At 43.7% G+C, this 12,085-nt stretch carries 11 protein-coding genes and 1 pseudogene; 2 read left to right on the plus strand and 10 right to left on the minus strand.

The window, feature by feature from the left end; all coding sequences use genetic code 11:
• The first annotated feature begins 1 nt into the window (after position 1).
• Together deoD and D1B31_RS04465 are read left to right on the plus strand one after the other, a co-directional pair.
• On the plus strand, positions 2 to 712 hold the full coding sequence (gene deoD / locus D1B31_RS04460; protein ID WP_118919532.1) for a purine-nucleoside phosphorylase: 711 nt from the start codon (positions 2 to 4) through the stop codon (positions 710 to 712).
• A 554-nt stretch (positions 713 to 1,266) separates the two neighbouring features.
• Entirely contained in the window at positions 1,267 to 2,280 is a 1,014-nt protein-coding gene (locus D1B31_RS04465; RefSeq protein ID WP_118919533.1) for a PD-(D/E)XK nuclease family protein, read from the plus strand.
• A gap of 140 nt (positions 2,281 to 2,420) precedes the next feature.
• Here D1B31_RS04465 and D1B31_RS24825 read toward each other — a convergent pair whose 3' ends face one another.
• The 10 genes and pseudogenes from D1B31_RS24825 to D1B31_RS04510 all read right to left on the minus strand — a co-directional run bounded on the left by D1B31_RS24825 (position 2,421) and on the right by D1B31_RS04510 (position 11,444).
• A complete protein-coding gene (locus D1B31_RS24825) occupies positions 2,421 to 2,798 on the minus strand; it encodes a PTS sugar transporter subunit IIB (protein WP_338036449.1) in 378 nt (125 codons plus the stop codon).
• A complete protein-coding gene (locus D1B31_RS04470; protein WP_240035161.1) occupies positions 2,714 to 4,051 on the minus strand; it encodes a PTS transporter subunit EIIC in 1,338 nt (445 codons plus the stop codon). The genes D1B31_RS24825 and D1B31_RS04470 overlap by 85 nt, the downstream gene beginning before the upstream one ends.
• Positions 4,052 to 4,127: 76 nt before the next feature.
• A complete protein-coding gene (locus D1B31_RS04475; RefSeq protein ID WP_118919534.1) occupies positions 4,128 to 5,531 on the minus strand; it encodes a Sapep family Mn(2+)-dependent dipeptidase in 1,404 nt (467 codons plus the stop codon).
• Entirely contained in the window at positions 5,528 to 6,184 is a 657-nt protein-coding gene (locus tag D1B31_RS04480; RefSeq protein WP_118919535.1) for a transaldolase family protein, read from the minus strand. Before D1B31_RS04480 ends, D1B31_RS04475 begins: the two co-directional genes overlap by 4 nt.
• A gap of 55 nt (positions 6,185 to 6,239) precedes the next feature.
• Positions 6,240 to 7,232 (minus strand): class II fructose-bisphosphatase, encoded by a 993-nt coding sequence (gene glpX / locus D1B31_RS04485; protein ID WP_118919536.1) that lies wholly within the window; start codon positions 7,230 to 7,232, stop codon positions 6,240 to 6,242.
• Positions 7,233 to 7,245: 13 nt separating this feature from the next.
• A complete protein-coding gene (locus D1B31_RS25275; protein WP_476738900.1) occupies positions 7,246 to 7,845 on the minus strand; it encodes a dehydroquinate synthase/iron-containing alcohol dehydrogenase family protein in 600 nt (199 codons plus the stop codon).
• A gap of 66 nt (positions 7,846 to 7,911) precedes the next feature.
• A pseudogene (locus D1B31_RS25280) lies at positions 7,912 to 8,402 on the minus strand (iron-containing alcohol dehydrogenase); the annotation flags it as partial.
• Positions 8,403 to 8,440: 38 nt separating this feature from the next.
• Complete coding sequence (locus D1B31_RS04500; protein ID WP_118919539.1) at positions 8,441 to 9,160, minus strand: ribulose-phosphate 3-epimerase; 720 nt, start codon at positions 9,158 to 9,160, stop codon at positions 8,441 to 8,443.
• A 99-nt stretch (positions 9,161 to 9,259) separates the two neighbouring features.
• Positions 9,260 to 10,651 carry a tryptophanase gene (locus D1B31_RS04505; RefSeq protein WP_118919540.1) on the minus strand — a complete coding sequence of 464 codons (1,392 nt, stop codon included), beginning with the start codon at positions 10,649 to 10,651 and terminating at the stop codon, positions 9,260 to 9,262.
• Between the two features lie 163 nt (positions 10,652 to 10,814).
• A complete protein-coding gene (locus tag D1B31_RS04510; protein ID WP_158587452.1) occupies positions 10,815 to 11,444 on the minus strand; it encodes a helix-turn-helix transcriptional regulator in 630 nt (209 codons plus the stop codon).
• Positions 11,445 to 12,085 lie beyond the last annotated feature (641 nt).

The raw sequence follows: 12,085 nt of genomic DNA on the forward strand, positions 1-12,085 counted from the left end.
TATGAGTATTCATTTAAACGCAAAAGAAGGACAAATTTCTGAAAAAGTATTAATGCCAGGAGATCCTCTTCGCGCCAAATATATTGCAGATACTTTTTTAGAGGATGTTGAGTGCCATAATACAGTTCGCGGAATGTATGGCTATACCGGAACATATAAAGGACATAAAATTTCTGTCCAATCATCCGGAATGGGCGCCCCTTCCATGAGCATATATGCCACAGAGCTAATAAAGGATTACGGTGTAAAAAACATTATCCGTGTCGGAACAATCGGGGCAATGAAACTGGAAGTAAAAATCCGGGATGTTGTCATGGCAATCGCAGCGACAAATGACTCCAAAATGCAAAATATCATTTTCCCGCAAATTAATTATGCGCCAAATGCCAGCTTTACTCTCCTTGAGAGAGCCTACCGGTTATCCAAACAGAATGAAGGATTGAAAGTTCACGTAGGAAATGTATTCACTGGCGATGCATTTTACGAAGACGACGATTCCATGATTCGTAAGTTGGCTGATTACGGTGTACTAGGTGTGGATATGGAGACAGCTGCTCTTTACACCCTTGGTTCGAAATACAGCATCGACGTATTAAGTATTATGACAGTGAGCGACCATGTTATTACAGGTGAAGAAACAACAGCCGATGAGCGGCAGACAACCTTCAATGACATGATTATTGTAGCGCTAAACACTCTTATCAATGAATAATTTTTTCATTAAATAAAGGCACCCTGTAAAGCAGACACTTAATACCGCTTTACAGGGTGCTTTTTCATGTAGGCTTCAGAGAGGTCCCCTCTTATTTTCCAACCATTCAACCCTTCCTGGCAAAATAAAAACCTTTTAAAAGCAAAAAAAAATGGAAACCAAAGCTCCCGCATCCTAAAGTCCATCTTCTACATGTAAAAAACAATTTGATTCCTTCCAGAATCAGGGCGATACATCTACAGTGATGTACCAGAACCGTCCCCTGAACTTAATCCTCCGTTCCTTCTTCATTTAGTTTTCATGACGCCTTTTGCCTTATGCCCCGCACTTTCTCCTCAATCTCTGAATTGTCTTTTTCGCATTCTTTCCTTCTGTGCCCGTCTTTTGATTCAAATGTACGATTCGAACTTCGGCACGAAAGGCCTCTTGGGACACAGATACCTGCTCCACTTCGGGTGTAATACATGTGATTTTAAATACTTCACAGAATCCTTAGATGGGATATGATGGAAACAGGTGGTTATACCCCATATCTCAGAAAGGATAACAAGTGAATGGCTAATATTTTTGAAAGATTGCTGCAACTTTATCAGAAGCAGAACAGTTGTGGAAAGACGCCTCTTGAGGATTTTGTGACTGAGCTATTCGTGGGGATTTTACAGATGGATCAACTGCTGCTTGACGGTTTTGTGAATGATGTTTTGTTGATTGATGGTTCCGATTTTAAAGTCAATTCCCAAGTCCGATTTTCTCTACCATCCAATCAAAATTGTATCATCGATCTTGTTTTTGAAAATAATGATACGGTTTGCTTTTTGGAGAACAAAGTGGCCAGCGGCGAAGGACACCGACAACTGGAACGTTATGTTTCTGTGTTAGACCGCTTAAGTAGAGATAAAGGAAAAAAGACATATCTACGGTATTGCACAAAAAATTACGATCCAAAGGCAGTTACCGGATGTTCGTTTTATCAGTTTCGCTGGCAAAGAATTTATGAATTTTTGGATAAGCAAGAGCAAACAGACATAATCATAGCATTCCTAGAACTATTAAGAGGTGAAGAAATGGGAGGTATAAAGGATTTTAGTATCGAGGATATTGTGGTAATGAAAGGGATCCAGGACGTCTTAGCAAAAATGGACGAAGTATTGGATTTGGCCAGGGAGTCCTTCATTCAATTTTTTGGCCAACCGTACCAGCGGGATCACGAACGGCTAAAGCAGCTTCCATCCCAAAACCGCTATTCCCTCTGGACAAATACATATAGCGGCGAAGATATTGAAGTTATGATTGGCTTCGAAATGGAAAGTGTCAAAGAAACAGTTCCTCCTGTCCTCTTTGTTCAGGTCTATAGAAGAAAGGACCTTGAATTTGCAGTTAAAGTAAAATCACATTTAGAAGGAAACGGTGACAAATTCGATTTTTATCAAATTGAAAATGATGAGGTTTATGCTTGGTTTGAAACCTCGCTGCTAAACTTCTTGACTACCGATGACCAAAAAGCCGGAATGGTTAAATGGTTTTTAGCGAAGATGGAAAAAGCACACAGGATTATTGATAGTTTATAATTTTGCAAACTTCATGTGGTATCGGTTCATATTTATCTACTCTTATATGCATTTTGACCGAAAGGCTTTCGACCAAAGAGTAACAGGCTCAAACATCAAAAAACCCCATCCTTTTAAAGATGGGGTTTTCAAAACCACTCCTATTCCATATCAAGCGCATCCTTCACTTGAGCAGCCAGTGTGATGACGTGTGCTCCATAGATGATTTGCAGTGACTTGCCGCTTCGGACAACGCCTTTGGCATCGAGGTCGTTTACCCACTTTTCGTCACCTTCGACTTGGCTTTCGTCTTTTACTTCAACTCTCAGTCGAGTCGCGCAATTGGTGATATAGTTGATGTTTTCTTTGCCGCCCAGAGCATCAATGATCCCTTGAATTTGTGCTTTGTGCACAGGCTCATCCGCTACAGCAGCTTCCTTCTGCGTAATATAATCTATTTTCGTATAAAGCTTGAGTGCATCCTTGCTGTCTTCACGGCCGGGGGTTTTGATATTGAATTGAATTTCAATATGGCCCAGCGGAAGGCGAAGTAATAGGCCGCAAAGTAAGCCGGGATTAAAAACAGAAGCGATAAGGCATGGACCTTGTCCGTCTGAAGCAGGTTCGGGAACATGTCCCGGACGGCCGTCCCGATAATTGAGACATTCAGTATTTCCGTGAGTACATAGGATAGGCCGGATAATGGTACGTGAATTAGGAAAAAAAGCAGTGGCTGAACAAACAAGAACGTATATTCAATCGGCTCCGTCACCCCGATCAGCACGGCGGTCAGAATGGCGGGAACTAGTAAACTAGCAACCTTTTTACGATTTTCCTTCTTCGCTGTCAGGTACATGGCCAATGCGGCACCAGGTAATCCTCCAAAGTGGAATAGGACACGGCCAGTGGTAAAGTTCCGGACAATATAACTTGTTTCCTCCGGCGATCCCATCTGGGCCAACATAACGTTCCGGACGCCTTCGTAAAGAGTCCCGTCAACCATCATTGTCCCGCCTACCGATGTATATTCAATCGGGAAAGCAATCAGATGGTGAATTCCGATTGGCAGTAAGGCACGATCCAATGCACCAAATACGAATGTACCGATCAGTCCGCTGGCGGTAATAAAGTGGCTGAGCCCCGCAAGGCCAAGACCAATCGTTGGCCATGCATAATAAAGGATTATTCCGACAGGCACAACAACGATAAAGTTAAGAATTTGAACATAACGCGGCCCGGAAAAGAAAGACAAAGCGTTCGGCAACTGCTTGTCACAATACCTATTATGGAAGAAACTCGCCACTGCACCCGCAATCAGCCCAGAAAAAATCCCCATATTATAACTGAAAATCCCCAAGTTATGCCCAAACAAAGAGTTGAAATTTTTTGCATCTAGCTCGGAATAGCCGTTTTTCATCAACGCTTCAATCGTTGTCGTATCCGGTGTTAAATTGTTGATGGACATCATCGTGTTAATAACCGTGTTGATTCCAAGAAAGAGGACAAGTCCTCCCAGCGCGGACCAGCCTTTTTCCTTCTTCGCCAGCCCAAAGGCAATACCGACAGCAAAGAATACTGGCAAAAACCTCATAACCATAAAACCCAAGCTATTGATTACCACAAAGAAGCTATGGACGAGGTTGCCTTCCTTAATCAGCCAGCCCAAATGTAAAGCGTTTACATTTTCGATGTTGGCAAAAGCAGCTCCCACCCCTATAAAGATTCCCGCTACAACCAGCAGAATAACTGGTATCATCATTGACCCGGCAAATACTTGAATTTTAGCTTTCATGACCATACACCCTTTTTTTGTATAGATTATTTATCTATGAACATAATCTAAAGGAGGCCGATGCGATGCTGCTTTTCTATGACGCCAGTAATCGAAGCGCTTCGCAATAGATGATGATTGCTTTATAAAAAGTTTCTATACGGATACATTCATTTGGCTTATGAGTGTTTGGGCAGTCTCCCTCGAAAGTTGGCCCAAAAGCTACGCCATTTTCGAGTGCCCTTGCATAAGAGATGCCGCCTTTTGTCAGGCAATGAGCATTTTCGCCAGTCACCTCTTCGTACGCCTTTTTCAAAACTCCAATCAACTCGGAACCCGGATCGACATAGAGATGCTCTTTCGTCTTTTCAATAGATAATGAGAGTCTGTTTCGGCTACTGAAAGTTTCGAGCGTTTCCAAGGCCGAATGAAAGGTCTGCCCTTTTGGGAATCGATAATCAAAGGCAATTTCAAAGGTGTTTCCATCATAGGCCACAAAAGGAATCCCGAAAGTAGATAGGCCCATTTTCGGATCTTCCAAAAACAATCCGATTTTTTTGCCGAAAACATCATCCAAAAGAAAACTTTCCGTCAATCTAGTAAACTTGCTGCTGTTTTCATTGAGACCTTCCACCCCTATGAAATCGTTGGCAAACTTATAGAAAGCATTTTTTCCCTTGTGGGGATTTCGGGATAATGTTTTTTCTCCTCGATAGAGAGCGGTAACCTCCTTACCGGAGATCGTTACCTGGTCCGCTCCCTGAAGCAGTGAAACCAATTCATCCGGCTTTTGGCTAAAAAATTTTGCCGTCAGTGACTCACATATAAAACCGTACTGCTTTTCACTTTTAATAACCAGTAGAGTATGGACTGCCACGTCTGTACGAACATCGCCGCCATAGAAAGACATCGTCCCCTGGATGACTCCTTTTTCGCCGTTTACGATCGGAAAATCGCCATCCGGAGAAAAGGCCATTACAGGCTGGGGGTTGTAGCGGAAATAATGGTCCATACATTCCCAGGTGGTTTCTTCGGCACCTCCCACGATGAGCCGGATTTTTCTTTTTAGAGGAATCTGCAAATCCCGCAAAATTTTCATCGCGTAATAGGCTGCGAGGAGAGGAGCCTTGTCATCATTGACGCCCCTGCCATACAAGTGACCGTCATGATCCGTCAATGTAAACGGATCAAAAGTCCAGTCTTCAATATTTCCTTCGGGAACAATATCCAGATGTGCCAGGATTCCGACGATTTCTTCACCTGTCCCAAGCTCGCTATGAAGCGCATACCCACCAAAGTCTTCATGGAAAAAGCCATCCCGTTCCATGATCCGGATCATTTGGTCAAAAGCTTGGCGAACACCTGAACCGAATGGAGCAGAAGGTCCGGCCGATTTTTCGTCGTAGACGGACCGGACCGCCACCAGGTTCGCCAGATCTTCCATTATCAGTTCCTCATAATATTGCAGCTTTTCATAATAGCTTTTAACGTAAGGGTTCAAGGGGCAAGCGCCTCCCCCGTATCCAGCACTTTCTTCATGTCATCCGCAAACCGGTCCGCGCCCGAAACAGTTAATGGGTGGTGGAAGGTTTCTTCCATCAGCCGGTATGGCACTGCAATATAATCGGCAAAAAGCGTTGCGCTCTCAAGCTGATATTTCGTTCGAATACTAGCGGCAACCAACTTCGTATGATAGCCCTTTGATTCCACAATCCTAGAAATATTTCGGATCAACTCCAGTCCGTCAACGCCGATTTCCTCGTTTCTTGCGACAAACAGAAATAAATAATCTGCGCCGGCGTTAATCGCCATCATAGCTTGGTTAATATCAAAAACCAAAGTAATGGCCGTCTTGATCCCTTTTTCTTGCATCAATCTGGCAAACTTCAGGCTTGCAGCAGAATAATTAAGTTTAATGACAATATCCTTAGAAATCTCAATTACTTTTTCAGCCTGTCGAACCAAATCCTCGTCGTCATCCGCAATTACTTCAGCTGTCAGCAAAATATTTTTGTCATGATAATCCTTTAAGAAATCATAAAAGCTGACATTTTCCTTCAGATAGAGAGAAGGATTTGCTGTGACCCCAGCGGCGCCGACCCTGAGTGCCTGGTCAATTTCCGTGTAATTCGCTGAATCAATGAGATATTTCATTACATCGTCTCTTTTCTTTTCAAAACTCCGTAAACTGATTTATTATAACGAATTTTCAGTTAATTATAGTTACAGGGTACCTAGAGGTGATAAAATGCGTACTCCTGTCTTTTCCGATAATCAATAAACTGTCGGTTTTCATTTTTCCATCCAAACCCTTGGTGACGCCTCGCAGAATTTCTGAGTTGGTAATGCCAGTGGCGATGAAGATCGGCTCTTCCTCCAGAACAAGGTCATCCAGTGCCAAAATGGTATTCACAAGAATTCCTTTTTGTTCACACCGTTCTTTCTCCGTTTTAGAAATTACCTCATTTTCGGGAGTCTGCCCTTTTACCTCACTTCGGAGCAAAAGTCTCGCCTGCATGTCTCCTCCAAGAGCTTTTAATACGGCAGCGGAGATGACACCTTCCGGCGCCCCGCCAATTCCGTACATCAAATCGATGCTGCCTTTGTCCAGTGCGAGATGTAAGCTGCCAATCACGTCCCCGTCCGAAGGAGACAATACTTTGATCCCTCTTTTACGAAGACCGGCGATCACACTGGCATGCCGCGGCTTATCTAGGATCAAAATTTTTAGATCACTAGGTTCTTTGCCTAATTTATCGGCAACACGATCAATGTTTTCCTTTAGGGAACGGTTCAAATCAATCGCCCCTTTTGCCTTCGCGCCAACCATCAGCTTTTCCATGTACATGTCCGGGGTGTTGATCAGATTTCCTTTTTGAGTGATGGCCATGACGGTCATCGCACCTGGTAGGGCTTTCGCCGACAGGGTTGTGCCTTCAATCGGATCGACCGCAACACTGAAGGAAAACTCGGATTCTTCATTTCCAAGCACCTCTCCTTGGTAAAGCATAGGTGCTTCGTCAATTTCACCTTCGCCCGCCACTATCTGAAAACTGGCATTTTGTTCGTTTAGCCCGGAGCGAATCGCTTCCACGGCAACTCGGTCGATTTCCTCTTTATTTCCACTTCCGATTAACTCATAGGCGTTGATTGCGGCTTTTTCTGAGACATGGACAAGGGAAAAGAACAACGCTTTACTCAAGTTCCCACCTCCGTTACAGGCTTTTCGCCAAAATTTCCTGCATCTGTTTAGAATCTGTCAGCGGTAGGTTAAAAAACAGCTTTTCCTTTAGTTCCTGAACAAGAGCATCTTTGTCTCCCGCGAATGTAAACGGCTTGTCCAGCCCGATTGCCCGGAGGAAGTCCTTCATCGTTTCGGATGCCAACTCCCCGAGTGATCCGGTGTCTTTTGATGGACGGTAGTTTTTTAAAATTTGAATCAAAGTTTCTATTTTATTAGGAATGGCTGTGCTTGCATGACTCAAATAATTCGGGTAAACAAGTGCCAACGTCTCGCCATGGGCCATTTTCGGGAAATAGCCATTAATCGTTTCGGCGATTGGGTGTGGCGCCTCGGCTCCCGCATTGGAAAGGCAAATCCCAGCCAGCGTATCGGCATAGGCAAGCTTCTCTCTGAGCTCGATATTTTCAGGGTCTTCAAGTACAAGCGGAAGAGTCTCGACAATGATTGAAATGGCCTGTAAAGATAGAGTTTCCGTCAGCATGTTGGCTCTTGGATTAAAATAGCTTTCCATCGCGTGGCACATGGCATCAAACCCAGTAACAGCAGTGGTGGTTTGCGGAACCGTCCGCATGAAGTCCGGATCAACAAACGACTCTTTTGGAAAAAGGCATGAATGGAAAAGAGTCAATTTCTCTTTATTAATGCTGTCCGAAATCACAGATGCCTGTGTAACATGGGAACCCGTTCCGGATGTTGTTGTTACTGCAAGTACCGGGAGAGCCTCAGCCCTTATCTCGTCGGAGAAGGGATTTGCAAATTTTTCAAAACAATCCTTCCAAGAGAAATGCTCGTTTTTTGCCCTCAAGGCAACCGCTTTTGCCGTATCCAAGCGGAGCCGCCACCATAGGCAACAATAAAATCGACTTGTTCTTCAATGGCGAGTTTTTGAGCGGCTTCGACCATGTCAGTGGTCGGATTCGGCTGGACCCCCTCAAAAACGACATACTTTACTCCGTTGTTCTCCAGGCTCTCGGTGAGATCCCTAAAGTATTCTTCACGTTTACTGTTTTTTACAGAAGCTCGGACAATCAGGCATTTTTCCCCGTAACCTTTGGCTGCTTTTCCGATTTCCTTTCTTATTCCGCATCCAAAATGAACCTTCGCTGGTGAGTAAAATGAAAACTTCATGCCGTTCCCCCTCTCGTTTAATCCCGGAATAAGGCGGTTTATTCACCGAAGTATTTGATACTTGCTTTGTCGATGGCTTCACGGCATGCTTTTACGCCGGCTGTAATTCCCTCGGGATATTTGAAAATGCCGGAAGAAAGGATGATAACATCGGGTTCGGCCGCAACCATCAGGTCCAGGTTGTCATGTCGTAGTCCGCCGTCTACGGCGAGTTCACATTTCGGATTCATTTCATTGATCAGCGCACGAGCTCTTTTGACAAGGTCCAGGGAACTCCTTCTCCAGCCCCAGTTGTCTTTACCGTCTGTTTCATCAACACCATGAACGACAATATGGAGGCGGTCGATGTCATAAATCGCTTCCTCTACAAAGGATAATGGTGTATAGCAGCCAATAGTGAGCCCGATCTTCAAACCAAACTCCCGGCAATAGTGAATAATATAAGCAAGCGGGGCACCCAGAAATTGCTCCGCTGGAATGATCAGCATATTCGCGCCTGCAGCGGCAATTTTCTCGATAAACAGCCGGTCGCATTCACGTGTATAGATATGGCATTCAATTGGTTTATCAGTAACTGGACGGATGCCCTCAATAATCTGGTGGCCACCCATCAGCTGCATATTTCTCAGGTCATACATATCCGCAGCGTCGGAATGGATGTAGTCGGCGCCGGCCTCGCTTGCTTCCTTGACGATATCAGCGATATGGCCATAGTCGACATGGGCAAGCCCTGCGGCAATCTTAATATACTTTTTCATATTCGCATCCCCCTCTATTAATTTTGAGAAAAGAGTATTTTTCCATGTTCCAAAAGGCAAAAGGTGATACCTGGGACTCGCCTTTAGGAGGGAAATTCTCTAGCTTTTATAAAGTTCAAACCCGGCTGTAAAGTGCCTCAGTGAAGTGATTGGGCCCTCATAGACCAGCTTCATGCCTTTGTACTGATCCCTGTTTTTGTAGATTTCACCAAGGGCATTGGCGATTACATTTATGTGGCTGTTTGTGTAAACCCTTCGGGAAATGGCGATTCGCATCGCTTCGATGTCCGGATAAATGTCCTCGCCGGTTTCCTTGTCCTTTGATCCGAAAGCACAAGCACCGAGTTCAACAGCACGTACACCAGCCTCTTCGTAGAGAGCAACCACCAGACGCTGGGATGGGAATTCTTTTTGCGGAATATGCGGGAAAAATCTTCTCCCATCGACATAGACTCCGTGCCCACCGGTCGGTTCAATAATTGGAACCCCTTTTTCCTTTAGGAGGTCACCGAGGTACTTCACCTGATTAATCCGATACTCAAGGTATTGCTCGTCAACACCTTCCTGCAGCCCGACAGCGAGCGCTTCCAAATCACGCCCGGATAATCCGCCATAGGTTATAAATCCTTCATGAACGATGGCCAGCTGTTGCGCCATTATGAAGACCTCTTCATTTCTGGAGACAAATAATCCGCCAATATTGACGAGTCCGTCTTTTTTCGAACTCATGGTCGCTGTCTCGCAATACGAAAACATCTCTCTTGTTATTTCTTTGATTGATTTATGTTTGTAGCCTTCTTCACGCTGCTGGATGAAATAGGCGTTTTCCGCAAGCCGCGCCGCATCGATGACAACGGGGATGTTATGGCGTTTTGCCAGATTGCTCACTTCTCTGATGTTTTGCATGGAAACCGGCTGTCCACCATTGTTATTGCAGGTAACAGTAATGATGACTACTGAAATGTTTTCCGCACCTTTTTCATCAATCAGACTCTGCATTTTTCCAAGATCAATATTTCCTTTAAAGGGGTGGGGCGGGCTCGCTGTATCTTTTCCGTTATCAACGACATAGTCAACGGCCAACGCTCCCAAAACTTCAGCATTACCGCGGAACGTGTCAAAGTGCATGTTCCCGATGGCGTATTTTCCTTCTTTTGCATAAAGCTTTGCCATAATGTAGTCGGCGGCTCTTCCCTGGTGGGTCGGCTGTACAAAAGGCATTCCGAAAATATCCTGAACAGATGCTTCCAATTTATAAAAACTTTTCGAACCAGCGTAAGATTCATCGCCAAGCATTAGAGCAGACCATTGTTCACTGCTCATCGCCGAGGTTCCGCTATCGGTGATGCAGTCGATATAGACATTCTCCGCCTTGATCTGGAAGGCATTGTACCGGGCTTGCTTCAGCCACTGTTGACGCTCTTCTTTTGTTGTCTTTTTGATTCTTTCCACCATTTTTATCCGAAATGGTTCCGCTATCATAAATTGCATGTGAGAATCCTCCTCTCTTTGGTGTGAATATTTTTACATCCTGTGAACATTTTATCAGCAATAAGTTTAACCTGCAATCAAAATTTTCTAAATTTTTTAACAATCGAATAAAAGAAGACCCCTTTTTGCTAAACTACAGCAAAAAAGAGGTCTTGTTTTAGTGTTAAAGCTTACTTATATAGCGGTAAACGGATGTTTCAGATGTCTGAAGTATTCTTGCTAGCTCAGCGATCGAGCCTTTCAGCAAAAATGTCCCCTTTTCATCCAACAATCGAATAAGCTCCATCTTTTCGTCATGGGATAGGCGTTCAGGAGGCACATCAAATTTTTTGAGGGCATCTTGGATTGTTGTCGTCAACAGGTCTTCAAAAGAAAGATTGAATCCCTCATAAAAGTTTTCTTCTCTGTATTGAATGGGCTCGGACCCGCTGATTAACCTGTTAAGCAGGTTACGGAGCTCAATCAGCTCGTCCACCTTATAGTTGATGGTGAGTACCCCGAGCAATTCACCGTTTGGATTTTTGATAAAATGGGTCGCTGACCGGAGTTTTTTTCTTTCTGATGAAAAAGCCCGATAGTTTACGATAGAATCTTCTTCTTTATATAATTGTTTTTTGATGAACCTTTTCTCCATATCGGGGATTGGGCTACCGACATCCACTTGAGGATTGAATGGGTTTTCAATAAATACAACGGCTTCTTTTTTTGCATCATACAAAACGACTTCCGAATCCGATCCGAGGAACCGGGCGATAAACTTAATTAATGGAATAAATGACTCCAAATCCGACAAAACAGTTACCCCCTCATTGACACCATTCAAATATTTTAATAGTAACATAAAACCCAATATATATTCTTTACAACGAATAATAGTTTTTCTTTGCTCGGTGGGATGAAGACGCATATTTAATAGGACGCGGCCTCAATACACAAGTATATTATTATCAATACACCCATATCCAAATTATAACAAATATCTTTTTCTAAATGTGCTTTTCATTCTATTTGCAGCTAATTTTTTTCTTTGCACAATCAAAAAAATAAATCTTGCTATACTACCGTGGGTAACAGGTACGAAAACTATATGGATGGGGGTTTTAAAGGCGCATCCTACAACCATCCAATACGCCTGCATTTTCACCAAGATGATTAAGTAAATCGCATAGAAAAATATATAACGATCTACTAACATCCTAAACCTGAGAAAGTAAATTTACCCATCACCGAAGTAGAGTATATACCCCCTCATTACGTAAATATCCAATCCAAACGGTTAAAATCATTACAACCTCGTAATAGGAGGAGTTCTTTAACCCCCCACCTTGCAAAATAAGAACCTTATAAAAGCAAAAAAAACGGAAGCAAAAGCTCCCGCATCCCATACTTTATTTGCTACACGCGTTAAACCCTCATTTGATTCCTTCCGGAATT

It is taken from the genome of Neobacillus notoginsengisoli (assembly GCF_003515685.1).
Lineage (GTDB): Bacteria > Bacillota > Bacilli > Bacillales > Cytobacillaceae > Bacillus_D > Bacillus_D notoginsengisoli.

Excerpts from the sequence above, each read along its gene's own strand:
- D1B31_RS25275 (WP_476738900.1), bottom strand. The coding sequence starts at position 7,845 with ATGCGGACGGTTCCGCAAACCACCACTGCTGTTACTGGGTTTGATGCC.
- D1B31_RS04505 (WP_118919540.1), bottom strand. The coding sequence starts at position 10,651 with ATGCAATTTATGATAGCGGAACCATTTCGGATAAAAATGGTGGAAAGA.
- D1B31_RS04465 (WP_118919533.1), top strand. The coding sequence starts at position 1,267 with ATGGCTAATATTTTTGAAAGATTGCTGCAACTTTATCAGAAGCAGAAC.
- D1B31_RS04500 (WP_118919539.1), bottom strand. The coding sequence starts at position 9,160 with ATGAAAAAGTATATTAAGATTGCCGCAGGGCTTGCCCATGTCGACTAT.
- deoD (WP_118919532.1), top strand. The coding sequence starts at position 2 with ATGAGTATTCATTTAAACGCAAAAGAAGGACAAATTTCTGAAAAAGTA.
- D1B31_RS04470 (WP_240035161.1), bottom strand. The coding sequence starts at position 4,051 with ATGAAAGCTAAAATTCAAGTATTTGCCGGGTCAATGATGATACCAGTT.
- D1B31_RS04480 (WP_118919535.1), bottom strand. The coding sequence starts at position 6,184 with ATGAAATATCTCATTGATTCAGCGAATTACACGGAAATTGACCAGGCA.